The following is a 241-nucleotide window of genomic DNA, read 5'->3' on the forward strand; positions in this document are numbered from 1 at the left end:
GACCTGCCGCACCACGGCGGCGATCTCCAGCGCGCGCGCGGTCAGCGCGCCATTGACCTGCGCCACGCCGCGGCGCGAACCCGCCGCGCCGTCCTGCACGGGAGCCGCCAGGTCGGCGGCAGCGTACTTGCCGGTCAGCACGCCGCTGCCCAGCGGCGACCAGGCCAGCACCGCCAGGCCGAGGGCTTCGGCCATCGGCACCAGGTCGTGCTCGACCTCGCGCTGGATGAGGCTGTATTCG

At 75.1% G+C, this 241-nt stretch carries 1 protein-coding gene; it reads right to left on the reverse strand.

Annotation, left to right across the window (positions count from 1 at the left end):
* On the reverse strand, nucleotides 1–241 hold a 241-nt coding region (locus tag SB775_RS33205; RefSeq protein ID WP_410865550.1), incomplete at both ends, for an aldo/keto reductase.

The sequence above is a fragment of the Peribacillus sp. SIMBA_075 genome, assembly GCF_046534585.1.